Annotated in this window: 9 protein-coding genes, 6 tRNA genes and 3 rRNA genes; 1 reads left to right on the top strand and 17 read right to left on the bottom strand. The window is 42.1% G+C overall.

Features of this window, described 5'->3' with window-relative positions; translation table 11 throughout:
- Positions 1-187: 187 nt before the first annotated feature.
- From glmS to SJW71_RS01715, 14 genes are all read right to left on the bottom strand, one after another.
- Entirely contained in the window at positions 188-1990 is a 1803-nt protein-coding gene (gene glmS / locus SJW71_RS01780) for a glutamine--fructose-6-phosphate transaminase (isomerizing) (RefSeq protein ID WP_322610530.1), read from the bottom strand.
- Between the two features lie 655 nt (positions 1991-2645).
- On the bottom strand, positions 2646-3161 hold the full coding sequence (locus SJW71_RS01775) for a type 1 glutamine amidotransferase domain-containing protein (protein WP_274794927.1): 516 nt from the start codon (positions 3159-3161) through the stop codon (positions 2646-2648).
- Between the two features lie 125 nt (positions 3162-3286).
- The gene (glmM, locus tag SJW71_RS01770) at positions 3287-4639 is read right to left on the bottom strand and encodes a phosphoglucosamine mutase (protein ID WP_274794929.1); all 1353 of its coding nucleotides are present in this window, start codon (positions 4637-4639) and stop codon (positions 3287-3289) included.
- Positions 4640-4860: 221 nt separating this feature from the next.
- Positions 4861-5949, bottom strand: coding sequence for a CdaR family protein (locus SJW71_RS01765; RefSeq protein ID WP_274794930.1), 1089 nt, complete (start codon positions 5947-5949; stop codon positions 4861-4863).
- Positions 5942-6778 (bottom strand): diadenylate cyclase CdaA, encoded by an 837-nt coding sequence (cdaA, locus tag SJW71_RS01760; RefSeq protein WP_274794931.1) that lies wholly within the window; start codon positions 6776-6778, stop codon positions 5942-5944. Before cdaA ends, SJW71_RS01765 begins: the two co-directional genes overlap by 8 nt.
- A 149-nt stretch (positions 6779-6927) precedes the next feature.
- Complete coding sequence (locus SJW71_RS01755; protein WP_312506593.1) at positions 6928-7554, bottom strand: anti-sigma factor family protein; 627 nt, start codon at positions 7552-7554, stop codon at positions 6928-6930.
- A 13-nt stretch (positions 7555-7567) separates the two neighbouring features.
- Positions 7568-8131 (bottom strand): RNA polymerase sigma factor SigW, encoded by a 564-nt coding sequence (sigW, locus tag SJW71_RS01750; protein WP_004225410.1) that lies wholly within the window; start codon positions 8129-8131, stop codon positions 7568-7570.
- A gap of 133 nt (positions 8132-8264) precedes the next feature.
- Entirely contained in the window at positions 8265-9170 is a 906-nt protein-coding gene (rocF, locus tag SJW71_RS01745; protein ID WP_274794933.1) for an arginase, read from the bottom strand.
- A 185-nt stretch (positions 9171-9355) separates the two neighbouring features.
- A tRNA-Lys gene (locus SJW71_RS01740) sits at positions 9356-9428 on the bottom strand.
- Between the two features lie 12 nt (positions 9429-9440).
- Positions 9441-9515, bottom strand: a tRNA-Gln gene (locus SJW71_RS01735).
- A 14-nt stretch (positions 9516-9529) separates the two neighbouring features.
- Positions 9530-9613 (bottom strand) — tRNA-Tyr (locus SJW71_RS01730).
- A gap of 15 nt (positions 9614-9628) precedes the next feature.
- Positions 9629-9704: transfer RNA gene (locus tag SJW71_RS01725), tRNA-Val, on the bottom strand.
- A gap of 54 nt (positions 9705-9758) precedes the next feature.
- Positions 9759-9833 (bottom strand) — tRNA-Glu (locus SJW71_RS01720).
- Between the two features lie 114 nt (positions 9834-9947).
- A tRNA-Asn gene (locus SJW71_RS01715) sits at positions 9948-10024 on the bottom strand.
- A gap of 269 nt (positions 10025-10293) precedes the next feature.
- Here SJW71_RS01715 and mbcS point away from each other — a divergent pair.
- Positions 10294-11883, top strand: coding sequence for an acyl-CoA synthetase MbcS (mbcS, locus tag SJW71_RS01710; RefSeq protein ID WP_274794934.1), 1590 nt, complete (start codon positions 10294-10296; stop codon positions 11881-11883).
- Positions 11884-12002: 119 nt separating this feature from the next.
- Here mbcS and rrf read toward each other — a convergent pair.
- The 3 genes from rrf to SJW71_RS01695 all read right to left on the bottom strand — a co-directional run bounded on the left by rrf (position 12003) and on the right by SJW71_RS01695 (position 17033).
- A 5S ribosomal RNA gene (gene rrf, locus SJW71_RS01705) occupies positions 12003-12118 on the bottom strand.
- A gap of 194 nt (positions 12119-12312) precedes the next feature.
- Positions 12313-15240, bottom strand: a 23S ribosomal RNA gene (locus SJW71_RS01700).
- Between the two features lie 241 nt (positions 15241-15481).
- Positions 15482-17033: ribosomal RNA gene (locus SJW71_RS01695) — 16S ribosomal RNA — on the bottom strand.
- Together the 16S, 23S and 5S rRNA genes form the textbook arrangement of a ribosomal RNA operon.
- Between the last annotated feature and the right edge of the window lie 267 nt (positions 17034-17300).

Below are 17300 nucleotides of genomic sequence, written 5' to 3'. Positions count from 1 at the left end.
AGCTATAAAACTTTAAAGAACCTATTCATAAACACTAAAAAACCTCTTGCCAATATTTTATTGGCAAGAGGTTTCTTTATCAGACTTTTTTACGTATTATCAATCTTTTACCCTTATTATCAGTCTTTTTTACGTATTATCAATCTTTTTTTCAAGTCTACAAATACAACTTTTTTAACATAAAACCTTACTCAACAGTCACTGATTTTGCTAAGTTACGTGGTTTATCCACATCACAGCGGCGATGTAGAGCAGCATAGTAACTAATTAATTGTAGTGGCACTACAGACACAAGTGGTGTTAGTAATTCGTGTACATGTGGTATTACTAGACGGTCACCATCTTCGTCAATGCCAGCCATTGCGATAATACATGGATATGCCCCACGAGCCACTACTTCTTTAACATTACCTCGGATGTTTAGCCCGACGGATGCTTGTGTGACAAGAGCAAACACTGGAGTACCTTCTTCGATTAAGGCAATTGTTCCGTGCTTTAGTTCTCCACCAGCAAAGCCTTCTGCTTGGATGTAAGAGATTTCTTTTAGTTTTAATGCCCCTTCAAGGCTTACATAGAAGTCCATATTACGGCCAATGAAGAATGCGTTCCGTGCGATTTTTAAGTAGTCTTCTGCAATATCTTCTAACACGTCTTTTGAATCAATGATTGTTTGGATGCCATTTGCAGCAATCGCAAGCTCTTGTTTTAAATCAAATTCTAAGCCTTTGCCATTTGCCTTTGCCGTTACATAGGCTGCTAAAGCAAGAACCGCTACCTGTGCAACATAAGCTTTTGTAGAAGCTACTGCAATTTCCGGACCTGCATGTAATAACAATGTATGATCTGCTTCACGTGATAGTGTGGAGCCAGGTACATTTGTAATTGTTAGTGTTGGGTAACCAAGCTCTTTAATTTTCACAAGCACTTGACGGCTGTCTGCTGTTTCACCTGATTGTGTTATAAAGATAAATAATGGTCTTTCTGAAAGTAATGGCATATTATAGCCGAATTCACTAGAAATATGAACCTCTACTGGAATACCCGCCATTTTTTCGAAATATTGCTTACCAATTAATCCTGCATGGTAGCTTGTGCCTGCTGCGATAATATATAAACGATCTGCAGCTCGTAATGCCTCTAAAATCTCTGCGTCAATCGTTAAATCGCCATTGTCCCCTTCATATGCTTGGATAATTTTACGAATAACTGTAGGCTGCTCATCCATTTCTTTAAGCATATAGTGAGGATATGTCCCTTTTTCAATATCACTCATATCAAGCTCAGCTGTATATGGCGCACGCTCTACTACAGAACCATCTAATTTTGTAATTTCAACACTTGCTTTGTGTACGATAACTACCTCTTTATCGTGAAGCTCTACGTATTGATCTGTTACTTGTAGCATCGCCATTGCATCTGAAGCTACAACATTGAAGCCTTCACCAATTCCAACTAGAAGTGGCGATTTATTTTTCGCTACAAAGATCGTATCTGCCGCTTCTGCATCTAATAGTGCAAGTGCATATGAACCATGTAATAGAGATAGAGTTTTACGGAAAGCATCAGCTGTGCTCAAACCTTCTTTCACAAATAACTCTACTAATTGGACGATAACCTCTGTATCTGTATCAGATTTCATTGGAATGCCTTTTAAATATGTTTTTTGTAATAAATGATAGTTTTCAATAACGCCATTATGCACAAGTGTAAAGCGTCCTGATGCACTTTGATGTGGGTGAGCATTTAAACGATTTGGCACACCATGTGTTGCCCAACGAGTATGACCAATACCAATTTTTGCTGCAACTTCCTCATCTACCGCTTCACGTAAGTCGGCAATACGTCCTTTTTCTTTAAAAACCGTTACGCCTTCTTCATTGCGAACTGCAATACCCGCTGAGTCATAGCCACGGTATTCTAGTTTTTCTAAGCCCTTTAATAAGATTTCCTTTGCATCTGATTCCCCAATATATCCTACAATTCCACACATAATTTTTCTTCCTCCGATAATGTCAATTTAATGCAATGACAAATTAGACCTCATCTTATCAAACTTTTTTGAATGGACAAGCTATACTTTATTTTTATAAAAAATAAAGCCTCCTGTACATGCAAACAAATTACTGATTCAGCCATTCTGAACCGAGCTCTTTCGATATGTGAAGTTTCTTCTATTTATCTTTTGCTTTTAACTATACCTTTTTCATTTTCTGTACATTCAATCACTTAAATGCTTTCAAAATGAAAAATGACAATCGGGTATGTCGATCGGGAGGCATCCGCCGAATTTTCGATAATCCTCCACCTCGTCTGCTGAAGATCTATTCGTCCGATTTCTTCAGCTCAGGCGCTATAATTGTTTTCCGATTTTACGCTTTCTTCCCCTCCTTATGCGCTCGTTAAAGAACAAGGTCGGACCTCATCTTCAACTTCTCCATCATACTCAATCATATGCTATCCGTCAAATTTTCGTTATAAAAAAGACCTATTCATAATGCTTTTTCGTGACAATTATGTAAACAAAATAATATTAGCTATCATAAAAGAGTTACCAATTGATATGATCAAATAACATATGAATTCATTTACAGGTCAACGCCAGAGCCATAAAAAAGCACAAGCAACTTCATGCTTGTGCCCGCTTTTTATTTACTACCCAATAATTTAACGATTTCTCTATTAAAGGCTGGGAGGTCATCTGGTGTTCTACTTGTTACAAGCTGCTTTTGACAAACAAAGACTTCTTCATCATGGAATATTGCCCCAGCATTTTCTAAATCTACTTGAATGGATTTATAGCCTGTTGCATCACGACCATTTAAAGTCTTAGCTGTAATGAGCAGTTGTGGTCCATGACAAATGGCAAAGGTAGGCTTCATATCATCCATAAAGGATTTAACAAATGCCACTACACGATCATCCGCGCGTAATATATCAGGAGAAAAACCACCAGGGATAAAGAGAGCATCGAATTCTATAGCTTTTACTTCATCAATGCCTTTATCGATTTTTACGGTCGCTCCATGTTTCCCCTTTACTTCCTTACCTGCTTCCGTATCAATTGTTACTAGCTGATGTCCAGCCGCTTCTAAAGCTTCTTTAGGACTTGTAAATTCAATGTCCTCGAACATATCCGTAATAACTGTAGCAATTTTAGCCATATCAATAAAACACTCCTTGTTATTGTGACTCCTTATTACTGTTCCCCATCTCACTTATTTAAAACATTTTTACAAATAAGAAAAACCCGATCTCCTGTAAATGGAAATCGAGTTTCTAATTAACACTATTCTGTTAAACCCATTTCTTGACGTACAACGTCCGCAATACGCTCAACAAAATGCTCACAATCATTTTCTGTTGCAGCTTCCACCATAACACGTACTAGTGGCTCTGTACCTGAAGGACGTACTAAGACACGACCATTGCCTGCCATTTCAGCTTCTACATCTGCAATTACAGCTGCAACCTTCGTATTATCCGTCACAGCATGCTTGTCTGTTACGCGAACATTAACAAGACGCTGAGGGAATATTTTCATGTCAGCAGCAAGTTCTGAAAGCTTTTTACCTGTCGCTTTCATAATATTAACAAGCTGAATTCCTGTAAGTAAACCATCACCTGTTGTATTAAAATCTAGAAAAACGATATGTCCTGATTGTTCGCCACCTAAATTGTAATCATTGGCACGCATTTCCTCGACAACATAACGATCTCCTACAGCTGTCTGTACACTTTGCATATCATTGTCTGCTACAGCTTTGTAGAAGCCCATGTTGCTCATTACTGTTGAAACAATTGTTTGCTTCTTCAAACGTCCAACCGCATTTAAATGCTTACCAATGATAAACATAATCTGGTCCCCATCAACAATTTTACCGTTTTCATCTACAGCAATTAAACGGTCGCCATCACCATCAAATGCTAAACCTACATCTGCATTTTTATCTAAAACAAATTTAGCTAATCCCTCTGGATGTGTTGAGCCTACACCATCATTAATATTTAAGCCAGTTGGGGAAGCACCCATTGTAGAAATGTCAGCTTCTAGATCCGCAAATAGATGTGTAGCCAATGATGATGTTGCACCATGTGCACAATCTAGTGCGACATGGATACCATCAAATTCTTCATCCACTGTTTGCTTTAAGTATTGAATATATTTTTGACCACCTTCGAAGTAATCACTTACAGAACCTAATTCTGCGCCGATTGGACGTGGTAATGTATCCTCTTGAGCGTCCAGTAGTACTTCAATTTCCTCTTCTTGTGCATCAGTTAGCTTAAAGCCATCCGGACCAAAAAATTTAATGCCATTATCAGCAACTGGGTTATGTGAAGCTGAAATCATGACGCCTGCATCTGCGCTCATAATACGAGTAAGATATGCCACACCTGGCGTTGAAATAATACCCAGACGCATTACCTCTACTCCAATTGATAAAAGACCAGCAACAAGTGCACCTTCAAGCATTTCACCTGAAATACGTGTGTCACGACCAATTAAAACCTTTGGACGGTCAGTTGCATCCTTTGTTAAAACATAGCCACCTATACGACCAAGTTTAAATGCAAATTCCGGTGTTAATTCACTATTCGCGACGCCACGGACGCCATCTGTTCCAAAATATTTACCCATTCTACTTATTCTCTCCTTCAATGCAAGACTGTGCCTAATGAATAAATTCATTAGATACTTGTCCGCCTACTTTTGGAAAAGTCTGTTTTGTTCATTCATTGGTAATTATTAACATTCCTATCAGCCAGTTTGTTTGGTGAAAGAATAATTCCTACTCACCAAAACAAACTCCGATTGGATTTTTGATTTAGAATCAAAATAAAATTATAGTCACATATTGTTTAAGAATCAATATCTTCCGTTTCCTCAGTTGGCGTATTTTTATCAGTAGTAGTGTTATCATCAACCTCATCAGTTTCTTCAGTTGGAGGTGGCGGTAACTGTGGCGTTTCCTCTGTAGAAGCTGGTGTTTTCGGTTGTTCCTCTTTCTCTACCTTTGTAATATCTGCCTTCACTTTTATTTTTTTGTCAGATATTTTTGTTACACCATCTGGTAATTTTACATCAAATTCATATGTTTTGGACTCTGTAATTTTTGACAGGTCAACTGTAATTGGTATTTCAGTTAAACCATCAATAATTGATTTTCTACCAAATACTTTAATCATTTTCGGTGTAAATGTTAATGAATTAATCGTAATGTCTTGTGCCGCTTGCCCTGTTTCCCTGAGCACAACAGGTATCTCTCGACTATATTCTTCGATATCTACTTGAACCTTAACTGTTTCAGGTTCAATTGTCACATCTAACTTATTTAAATCTCGATCTAATACTTTTACTGCTGCCTCCTGTGAAAATGACTGAGTAAGACCTTGTTCACCTGTAACAGTAGCTTTTACATAGCTTATGCTTTCAATAGCACTTTTTGCACCCGTCACGTAAACGGTAGGAGGATTGGCTGTCATATCTTTTAATATATAACCTTCTTGGATGAGACGCTTATTCATTTCAGGGTCAACACGGAATTCCTGTGTGACCTTTTCCTCAATATTCACATGAACTGTTGCAGGGTCTAATGTAACCTTTAACTTATCAGAAATATTTTCGTATTTTAGCTTTACATCATGCTCTCCAATCAATAAATTGCTTAAATCAACAAATATAGAAAAGTCTTTTGCGGCTTTTGCTTTTAAAACCAGAGGCATTGGACCTTCAATGGTAACATCGACTGTTTCAGGTAAGCCTGATACAATAAGATTTTCATTATCGTAATAAACATCTACTGGAACATCACGAATGACATCTGTTTGTTCGTTCGTTGTTGTTTTACTTATTGGAGATAGCTCAGTACGAACTGAGAAAAAAAGCAAAAATGCTAAAAATAGCGCGATGATTCTTAATACCCAAGGGCTATCCATCATTTTATCCATTCTTTTTCCCCCTCCAAGTCAACTTAGAGGCTGCATTAGATTCCTGTGCTGAACCGAACCACATTTTGCGTAACAGTGTTTCGAACTCCTCTAGAGAAAGATTGCGATGGAGATTACCGTTTAATGTAAGACTAATTGCACCCGTTTCCTCTGATACAACAATTGTAATAGCATCTGTAACTTCACTTAAACCAAGTGCAGCACGGTGACGTGTCCCTAGCTCTTTTGAAATAAACGGACTTTCAGAAAGTGGTAAATAACATGCTGCTGCCGTAACTTTATCTTTTTGCATAATAACCGCTCCATCATGTAGCGGCGTATTAGGTATAAAGATATTAATGAGAAGTTCTGACGAAATTTCAGCATTTAGTCCTATACCTGTTTCAATATATTCATTAAGACCCGTTTCTTTTTCTATAGAAATTAACGCACCAATTCGTCTTTTAGCCATATAACTAACAGACTTCTTCATAGCCTCAATGAGTCTTGTTTGTTCTTCTTCTTCTTGACTAGATGAACGTTGGAATAGCTTTCCTCGGCCAATTTGTTCTAGACCACGTCTGATTTCAGGTTGGAATATGATAATAATCGCTAAGAAACCAAACTCAATGACCTGTTGTAACATCCAGCCTAGTGTTTGTAACCCTAAAAGGTCTGTTGCAATTCGTGCAATAATAATGACGAAAATTCCCTTAAGTAATTGGACAGCCTTTGTACCTTTAATGAGGGTTAAGACTTTATAAACAACGTACCAAACGAGCAGTACATCAATGAAGTTAATAACAATATTCACAGGAGTTAAATCCGTGAAATGTTCGATAATTTGCACGTGGCATCCCCCACTTTTCATTGCGAATCCATACACATTCAAGTATATCACATTCTTAACAAATGTAACTTTTTTCAAATAAAAAGTCTACTCTAAAGAGTAGACCTTTCAGCCTCTCACGTGCACTATTTTTTAGGACGTATAGAGTGTTATTTAGTTTCTTCTTTTTCCTCAAATGTCATGGCCGTCTTTACAGAATTTTTAATCGTATACCAAAGCCATTCAAATACTTCGTCAATTTCCTCAATTCTTCCGGAAACTACCGCTGAAGATGCCATATATTGCCCGTTAATCACTGTGACGTTGCCATCAACTTCACCTTCAACAATCAAATCGCCGTTTTTCACAACAATATCACCCTTCACCACTTCTCCTTCAGGTACAATCACCGTTTGACCATCCACAACTAAATTTGGTTGTTTGGTTACGGAGAAATGCTGATCATCCATGAAGCTACCTAATAATGTAGCACTCATAAATAAGCAAAATACTGCTGCTGCCACAAAAAACGGATGCCGGCGTATCCATTTTTGTATACCTACTCGACTTTTTGGCTTAGGTAAACGAGCCATTACTGCTGCTTCAAAATCCGGAGGCGCTGTAATATGGGAAGCACTCTTCACAAAGGCGATTGTTTCACTCAATTCTTGCATCAACTGTTTACAATCATTACATGTATGCAAGTGTTGTTTCAACTCTTGCTCATGCTCACGACTAATGTCACCGTCTAAATAATCATGCATATAGTCTATAATATGCTCTGGACAAGTATTCATGACGCTCCCCCTCCTACAGATTGTTTAACTGTTTACGTAATGCCTCACGTCCGCGGTGAATCCTTGTTTTCACCGTTCCAAGCGGCATATCTAAAATCTCGCTAATCTCTTGCAACGATAACTCTTCTATATACTTCAATACTATAACTGAACGGTATTTATCCGGCAAACGTCCAATTTCATATTGAATGCGATCTTGCAGCTCCATTTGCTCTAACTGCTCCTCTGGTAGCTGGTCGTCTGCTGCGATTTGCGAATACATATCAAGCCCTTCTGTACCAGCTACTTCTGCATCTAAATAATAATCCGGTTTCTTTTTTCGAATACGGTCAATGCAGAGGTTTGTCGCTATGCGATAAAGCCACGTCGAAAACTTTCTTTTCTGATCAAATGTATGCAAGTTCATATAAGCACGCACAAAAGCCTCTTGAGCAATGTCTTCGGACTCTTGTTTGTTGCCTAACATTCGATAGCATACTTGGTACAGTTTGTGCTGATAGAGACTCACAATATCGGCAAATGCGTTTTGATCGCCTTTAAGCACTTGTTTTATTCTCTTATTTACTAACGCATCCATCGTGTTGACTTCTCCACCTTTACAACTGTCTTATACTATACGACCCATCGATAAGAAAAGTTTCGTTTTAATTTAATTATAGCAAAAGATTTTTATGCAATGTGGCAACAGGCAATTTTTTGTAAAATTTTCTTTAAACTAGTGTTTCTCCAAATAATGATCCCATTAATGCAACAGCTACATTTGCCGTTGTATTCTTCTCATCTAAAATTGGATTTACTTCTACAAACTCCGCTGATGTTACCATCCCAGATTCCTGTAGCATCTCCATTGCTAAATGACTTTCACGATACGTAATTCCTCCTGGAACAGGCGTACCAACCCCTGGAGTATATAGCGGATCTAATCCATCTAAATCAAGAGATAAATGTAAACCATCAACATTACGCTCTTTTAAATAAGCGAGTGCATCTTCCATGACACGCGTCATTCCAAGTCGGTCAATCTCATGCATTGTATAAACTTTGATGCCTTGCTCTTTAATCAAATCACGCTCACCAGGATCTACTGAACGAGCTCCGATAATAATAACGTTCTCTGGTTTAATTTTTGGAGCATAGTTGCGAATTTGGACTAAACGTTCGTGACCTAGTCCGATACTAACCGCTAATGGCATACCATGGATATTACCTGAAGGTGTTGTCTCAGGTGTATTTAAATCCGCATGAGCGTCATACCAAATAACACCAAGGTTTTTATAATGCTCACCTAGTCCCGCTAATGTCCCAATCGCAATACTGTGATCTCCACCAAATACAAGCGGGAACTTTTTCTGTTCCACTACTTCATGCACACTATTAGCTAAAGCAGTACTAACCTCCACTACTTCCTCTAAATTAAGTAATTTTTCATCTACTGCGGCATCCGCTTGCTTTTGGCTAACACGAATATCCCCTTGATCTTGTACTTCGTGTCCAATAGCTTCTAAACGTTCTACAACCCCCGCATAACGGATAGCACTAGGTCCCATATCTACACCACGACGTGCTTGTCCGTAATCTGTTGGTACTCCAATAATAGAAATATTAAGTTTATTCATGTTTTTATACCCCCTAAAAGTTATAAGATTATTGTAAAGCCTACATACCACTTGGCTCAACCCGACAAAAATGTGCATATTTATTCAAATTTAGAGAACATAAAAAAATCTCCTACTGTTTTCAGTAAGAGATTAGTTATCAGTAATTAATATAACACTTTTGAATGTATTTTATTCTAAAAAAGTGAGCCATGAAGGACTCGAACCTTCGACCCTCTGATTAAAAGTCAGATGCTCTACCAACTGAGCTAATGGCTCATAAAAGAAAAATGGCTGGGGTACTAGGATTCGAACCTAGGCATGACGGAATCAAAATCCGTTGCCTTACCGCTTGGCTATACCCCAATCATTTATAAAACTGGTGGAGGGGGACGGATTCGAACCGCCGAACCCTAAGGAGCGGATTTACAGTCCGCCGCGTTTAGCCACTTCGCTACCCCTCCGGAATAACACAATAATGGTGGAGGATGACGGGCTCGAACCGCCGACCCTCTGCTTGTAAGGCAGATGCTCTCCCAGCTGAGCTAATCCTCCATAGAAACAGGTGTTATGTCACAGTTTATTTTCTTTTTAAAGCCTATGTTTTAATGGTGACCCCTACGGGATTCGAACCCGTGTTACCGCCGTGAAAGGGCGGTGTCTTAACCACTTGACCAAGGGGCCATTCTTATGTCTTAAACAGGACAAGACTTATAATAACATCTTTTCCTAATTGTTGCAACACTTTTCTACAAAAAAATTTTATGTACAACAGAATCTTAAAAATGGACAAAAAAATGGCTCCGAAGGCAGGACTCGAACCTGCGACAACCTGATTAACAGTCAGGTGCTACTACCAACTGAGCTACTTCGGAACAATACTATTCAATTCGGTTTTAAATAACCTCTTAAGTACATTTCTTATTATAGCAAGCATTCTAAATAATGCAACACATTTGGTGAAAATTTTTATATTTTTTTGTCGAAGGATGCTTACAGATTAATTCAATGCATAATAGTTCTCTATTATATCTAATATTTCTATTTTACGTACTAAATATTCTTGCTGTATATTATTGTAATTGTTAAAATAAAAATAGTTTTATGAATTTTCTATCAAATTTCCTGGGGGAGGAATGTTCTTATGGTATCAAATGATTTAATTGCACCTGAGTTTTATAACATCACAGAGGAATTAGAAAAGTTTTCGCAGGATAGTGATCGTCAAGCAATACGTTGGTTAAATACACAACAAGAGAGAAGAACAGTTTCATATGTTGAACTTGTCCAAAAAATGAACCAATACGCCAATGCGTTTACGAAGATAGGGCTTCAAAAAGGGGATCGCGTTTTAGTTATTATACCTCGCCTACCAGAAGCCTATTTCGTTTTTCTTGGCTGCTTAAAGGCTGGCATTGTTCCTATTTCATGTTCAGAAATGCTACGTGCAAGTGACTTGGAATATCGTATGGAACATTCTTCTGCTAGTGCCGTTATTGCCTATGAGGCATTTACTGGTGAGGTTGATCAAATAGCTTCTACTGTAGACGCATTAAATAACAAATTAGTTATCGGTAGTGCAAAAGAAGAATGGACTTCTTTAGATGAATTAGCAAGTACACAGCCAACTACATTTACAGCTGTAGCGACAAAACGTGATGATATGGCATTCCTTTCGTATACTTCAGGGACAACCGGTAAACCTAAAGGTGTTGTTCATTCACATGGCTGGGGATATGCACATATTCGAACAGCTGCTTCAAAATGGCTTTGCGTTCGTGAAGGTGATTTAGTTTGGGCAACTGCAGCCCCGGGATGGCAAAAATGGATTTGGAGTCCTTTCTTATCCACAATCATGCTTGGTGCCACAGCATTCGTTTATCATGGTGGGTTTGATGCAAAGACATACCTTCAATTAATGCAAGAGGAAAAAATTAATGTCCTATGTTGTACACCGACTGAATATCGTATCATGGCGAAAATTGATAATCTACAAGACTATAATCTTTCCTCTCTCCGTAGTGCCGTTTCTGCTGGTGAACCATTAAATCGTCCAGTCATCGAAACTTTCATGAAGCATTTTGGACTTAAAGTACGAGATGGTTACGGGCAGACAGAAAATACATTATTAATTGGTACACTTGAAAACACTGAATTACGTCCAGGATCAATGGGTGTTCCAACACCAGGTAATATTGTACGTATTATCGACAATGAAGGTAATGAAGCACCGGTTGGCGAGGTTGGTGATATTGCCGTTCACAAATCCTCCCCTGCTCTATTTAAAGAATATTACAAGGAGCCTGAACGTACTCAAGCAGCATTCCGTGGTGATTGGTATATTACTGGTGATCAGGCAAAATGCGATGAGGATGGTTACTTCTGGTTTGAAGGTCGTGGAGATGACATTATTATTTCATCTGGTTATACCATCGGACCATTCGAGGTAGAGGATGCCTTAAACAAACATGAAGCTGTACAAGAGTGTGCAGTTGTTGCCGCGCCAGATGAAATTAGAGGGCATATTGTAAAGGCCTTTATTATTTTACGAGACGGCTTCAAGGCCCGTGATGAAGAAGAGTTAATAAAGGAGCTACAAGAGCATGTAAAAACGTTAACAGCGCCTTATAAATACCCTCGAAGTATCGTCTTTATTGATGAGTTACCGAAAACAACATCCGGGAAGATTCGCCGTATTGAACTTCGAGCTTCTACTGTTCATACGCATTCATAACAACATATTGAAAATAAAAAGGCGCTCCTATTAAGGAACGCCTTTCTTACTATATACAATTTTTTTATCAGCATAAATAAAAAAAGCCACTACTGAGTGTATCAGCAGCGACTTTTTGCGCCTAGCGACGTCCTACTCTCACAGGGGGAAGCCCCCAACTACCATCGGCGCTAAAGAGCTTAACTTCCGTGTTCGGTATGGGAACGGGTGTGACCTCTTTGCCATCATCACTAGACTATATTCGACCTTCAATACACGGCGTATTACTCCGTCAGCTGCTCTCGCTCAATCAGTCACGTACATTAGTACGCTCCCTCAATCACTCGGTTGCTTCCTTGTTCTACTTGTGTCTTGAAGCTCTCATTTTTATTGTTGAAAGTATTGTTCTTTCAAAACTGGATAAACGGTGCATTGAATGCTTCAAACAATTTGGTTAAGTCCTCGATCGATTAGTATTCGTCAGCTCCATGTGTCACCACACTTCCACCTCGAACCTATCTACCTCATCGTCTTTGAGGGATCTTACTTACTTGCGTAATGGGAAATCTCATCTTGAGGGGGGCTTCATGCTTAGATGCTTTCAGCACTTATCCCGTCCACACATAGCTACCCAGCGATGCCTTTGGCAAGACAACTGGTACACCAGCGGTGTGTCCATCCCGGTCCTCTCGTACTAAGGACAGCTCCTCTCAAATTTCCTACGCCCACGACGGATAGGGACCGAACTGTCTCACGACGTTCTGAACCCAGCTCGCGTACCGCTTTAATGGGCGAACAGCCCAACCCTTGGGACCGACTACAGCCCCAGGATGCGATGAGCCGACATCGAGGTGCCAAACCTCCCCGTCGATGTGGACTCTTGGGGGAGATAAGCCTGTTATCCCCGGGGTAGCTTTTATCCGTTGAGCGATGGCCCTTCCATGCGGAACCACCGGATCACTAAGCCCGTCTTTCGACCCTGCTCGACTTGTAGGTCTCGCAGTCAAGCTCCCTTGTGCCTTTACACTCTACGAATGATTTCCAACCATTCTGAGGGAACCTTTGGGCGCCTCCGTTACCTTTTAGGAGGCGACCGCCCCAGTCAAACTGTCCGCCTGACACTGTCTCCTGCCCCGCTAAGGGGCATGGGTTAGAATTTCAATACAACCAGGGTAGTATCCCACCGACGCCTCCTTCGAAGCTGGCGCTCCGAGATCTCTGGCTCCTACCTATCCTGTACAAGTTGTACCAAAATTCAATATCAGGCTACAGTAAAGCTCCACGGGGTCTTTCCGTCCTGTCGCGGGTAACCTGCATCTTCACAGGTACTATAATTTCACCGAGTCTCTCGTTGAGACAGTGCCCAGATCGTTACGCCTTTCGTGCGGGTCGGAACTTACCCGACAAGGAATTTCGCTACCTTAGGACCGTTATAGTTACGGCCGCCGTTTACTGGGGCTTCAATTCGCAGCTTCGCTTGCGCTAACCACTCCTCTTAACCTTCCAGCACCGGGCAGGCGTCAGCCCCTATACGTCACCTTACGGTTTTGCAGAGACCTGTGTTTTTGCTAAACAGTCGCCTGGGCCTATTCACTGCGGCTCTCATGCGCTTGCACGCTCAAGAGCACCCCTTCTCCCGAAGTTACGGGGTCATTTTGCCGAGTTCCTTAACGAGAGTTCTCTCGCACACCTTAGGATTCTCTCCTCGACTACCTGTGTCGGTTTGCGGTACGGGCACCTCTCACCTCGATAGAGGCTTTTCTTGGCAGTGTGAAATCAGGAACTTCGTCCATACGGACTCGCCATCACAGCTCAACGTTACAATGTGCGGATTTGCCTACACACACGCCTTACTGCTTGGACGCGCATAACCAACAGCGCGCTTACCCTATCCTACTGCGTCCCCCCATTTCTCAAACGGTGAGGAGGTGGTACAGGAATATCAACCTGTTGTCCATCGCCTACGCCTGTCGGCCTCGGCTTAGGTCCCGACTAACCCTGAGCGGACGAGCCTTCCTCAGGAAACCTTAGTCATACGGTGGACGGGATTCTCACCCGTCTTTCGCTACTCATACCGGCATTCTCACTTCTAAGCGCTCCACCAGTCCTTCCGGTCTGACTTCAACGCACTTAGAACGCTCTCCTACCACTGACATCGTAGATGTCAATCCACAGCTTCGGTGAATCGTTTAGCCCCGATACATTTTCGGCGCAGCGTCACTCGACCAGTGAGCTATTACGCACTCTTTAAATGATGGCTGCTTCTAAGCCAACATCCTGGTTGTCTGTGCAACGCCACATCCTTTTCCACTTAACGATTACTTTGGGACCTTAGCTGGTGGTCTGGGCTGTTTCCCTTTTGACTACGGATCTTATCACTCGCAGTCTGACTCCCGTGTATAAATATCTGGCATTCGGAGTTTGTCTGAATTCGGTAAACCGGGATGGCCCCCTAGTCCAAACAGTGCTCTACCTCCAGTATTCTCATCACGAGGCTAGCCCTAAAGCTATTTCGGAGAGAACCAGCTATCTCCAAGTTCGATTGGAATTTCTCCGCTACCCACACCTCATCCCCGCACTTTTCAACGTGCGTGGGTTCGGGCCTCCAGTAAGTGTTACCTTACCTTCACCCTGGACATGGGTAGATCACCTGGTTTCGGGTCTACGACCACGTACTATTTCGCCCTATTCAGACTCGCTTTCGCTGCGGCTCCGCCTTCTAAAGCTTAACCTTGCACGTAATCGTAACTCGCCGGTTCATTCTACAAAAGGCACGCTATCACCCATTAACGGGCTCTAACTACTTGTAGGCACACGGTTTCAGGATCTCTTTCACTCCCCTCCCGGGGTGCTTTTCACCTTTCCCTCACGGTACTGGTTCACTATCGGTCACTAGGTAGTATTTAGCCTTGGGAGATGGTCCTCCCGGATTCCGACGGAATTTCACGTGTTCCGCCGTACTCAGGATCCACTCAGGAGAGAACGAACTTTCGACTACAGGGCTTTTACCTGCTCTGGCGGACCTTTCCAAGTCGCTTCATCTAACTCGCTCTTTTGTAACTCCGTATAGAGTGTCCTACAACCCCAAGAGGCAAGCCTCTTGGTTTGGGCTCTTCCCGTTTCGCTCGCCGCTACTCAGGGAATCGATTTTTCTTTCTCTTCCTCCAGGTACTTAGATGTTTCAGTTCCCTGGGTCTGCCTTCAAGACGCTATGTATTCACGTCAAGATACTACGCGATTAAACGTAGTGGGTTCCCCCATTCGGAAATCTCCGGATCAAAGCTCACTTACAGCTCCCCGAAGCATATCGGTGTTAGTGCCGTCCTTCTTCGGCTCCTAGTGCCAAGGCATTCGCCGTGCGCCCTTAATAACTTAACCAAGTTATTAAGCCTATAAAAAACTTAAAAAATAAATGTGTTTGTTACAATTTCAATGTCGTTTTATCCAGTTTTCAAAGAACAAAGTTACTGCCTGCTTCTACTTCTTCGCAGCTTTGCGACGAAAGCGTAGCGACAGGAGCACATATTTGAAGTATTTCATTCGGAAGAATGAACCTTCAAAACTGAACGCAAAACGTAATCTTACAAACCCTAGGTTTGTATTCCGAAAATATCCTTAGAAAGGAGGTGATCCAGCCGCACCTTCCGATACGGCTACCTTGTTACGACTTCACCCCAATCATCTATCCCACCTTCGGCGGCTGGCTCCAAAAGGTTACCTCACCGACTTCGGGTGTTACAAACTCTCGTGGTGTGACGGGCGGTGTGTACAAGGCCCGGGAACGTATTCACCGCGGCATGCTGATCCGCGATTACTAGCGATTCCGGCTTCATGTAGGCGAGTTGCAGCCTACAATCCGAACTGAGAACGACTTTATCGGATTAGCTCCCTCTCGCGAGTTGGCAACCGTTTGTATCGTCCATTGTAGCACGTGTGTAGCCCAGGTCATAAGGGGCATGATGATTTGACGTCATCCCCACCTTCCTCCGGTTTGTCACCGGCAGTCACCTTAGAGTGCCCAACTAAATGATGGCAACTAAGATCAAGGGTTGCGCTCGTTGCGGGACTTAACCCAACATCTCACGACACGAGCTGACGACAACCATGCACCACCTGTCACCGTTGCCCCCGAAGGGGAAACTATATCTCTACAGTGGTCAACGGGATGTCAAGACCTGGTAAGGTTCTTCGCGTTGCTTCGAATTAAACCACATGCTCCACCGCTTGTGCGGGCCCCCGTCAATTCCTTTGAGTTTCAGTCTTGCGACCGTACTCCCCAGGCGGAGTGCTTAATGCGTTAGCTGCAGCACTAAGGGGCGGAAACCCCCTAACACTTAGCACTCATCGTTTACGGCGTGGACTACCAGGGTATCTAATCCTGTTTGCTCCCCACGCTTTCGCGCCTCAGCGTCAGTTACAGACCAGAAAGTCGCCTTCGCCACTGGTGTTCCTCCAAATCTCTACGCATTTCACCGCTACACTTGGAATTCCACTTTCCTCTTCTGCACTCAAGTCCCCCAGTTTCCAATGACCCTCCACGGTTGAGCCGTGGGCTTTCACATCAGACTTAAAGGACCGCCTGCGCGCGCTTTACGCCCAATAATTCCGGACAACGCTTGCCACCTACGTATTACCGCGGCTGCTGGCACGTAGTTAGCCGTGGCTTTCTAATAAGGTACCGTCAAGGTACAGCCAGTTACTACTGTACTTGTTCTTCCCTTACAACAGAGTTTTACGATCCGAAAACCTTCTTCACTCACGCGGCGTTGCTCCATCAGGCTTTCGCCCATTGTGGAAGATTCCCTACTGCTGCCTCCCGTAGGAGTCTGGGCCGTGTCTCAGTCCCAGTGTGGCCGATCACCCTCTCAGGTCGGCTACGCATCGTCGCCTTGGTGAGCCGTTACCTCACCAACTAGCTAATGCGCCGCGGGCCCATCTTATAGCGACAGCCGAAACCGTCTTTCAGTGTTCCACCATGAGGTGGAACAGATTATTCGGTATTAGCCCCGGTTTCCCGGAGTTATCCCAAACTATAAGGTAGGTTGCCCACGTGTTACTCACCCGTCCGCCGCTAACGTCAAAGGAGCAAGCTCCTTCTCTGTTCGCTCGACTTGCATGTATTAGGCACGCCGCCAGCGTTCGTCCTGAGCCAGGATCAAACTCTCCATAAAAGAAATTTGATTAGCTCAAATTGTTTTGCTGGCATCAATTTTGATGTCCAAAATTTTGTTTTGTTCACTAGCCGAAACTAGTTACTTAAAACTTTATTGATTACGTTTTGCTTGTTCAGTTTTCAAGGTTCATGTTGTTGATTTCTCTGTCACCTCTTGGCGACTTATACATAATAACATCGATTATTCATGAAAGTCAACAGTAAATCATAAGTTTTTTTAAAGAGATTCATTTTTTCTTTAAAATTTTAGAAACGGGGTTATTAT

The sequence above is a fragment of the Lysinibacillus sp. FW12 genome (assembly GCF_050817245.1).
Taxonomy (GTDB): Bacteria; Bacillota; Bacilli; order Bacillales_A; family Planococcaceae; genus Lysinibacillus; species Lysinibacillus irui.
The sequence above is the reverse complement of the archived record's forward strand: the minus strand, read 5'-3'. Positions and strand labels throughout refer to the sequence as shown.

Coding starts and splice junctions, on each gene's coding strand:
- glmS (WP_322610530.1), bottom strand. CDS start 1,990: ATGTGTGGAATTGTAGGATATATTGGGGAATCAGATGCAAAGGAAATC.
- SJW71_RS01775 (WP_274794927.1), bottom strand. CDS start 3,161: ATGGCTAAAATTGCTACAGTTATTACGGATATGTTCGAGGACATTGAA.
- glmM (WP_274794929.1), bottom strand. CDS start 4,639: ATGGGTAAATATTTTGGAACAGATGGCGTCCGTGGCGTCGCGAATAGT.
- SJW71_RS01765 (WP_274794930.1), bottom strand. CDS start 5,949: ATGGATAAAATGATGGATAGCCCTTGGGTATTAAGAATCATCGCGCTA.
- SJW71_RS01755 (WP_312506593.1), bottom strand. CDS start 7,554: ATGAATACTTGTCCAGAGCATATTATAGACTATATGCATGATTATTTA.
- sigW (WP_004225410.1), bottom strand. CDS start 8,131: ATGGATGCGTTAGTAAATAAGAGAATAAAACAAGTGCTTAAAGGCGAT.
- rocF (WP_274794933.1), bottom strand. CDS start 9,170: ATGAATAAACTTAATATTTCTATTATTGGAGTACCAACAGATTACGGA.
- mbcS (WP_274794934.1), top strand. CDS start 10,294: ATGGTATCAAATGATTTAATTGCACCTGAGTTTTATAACATCACAGAG.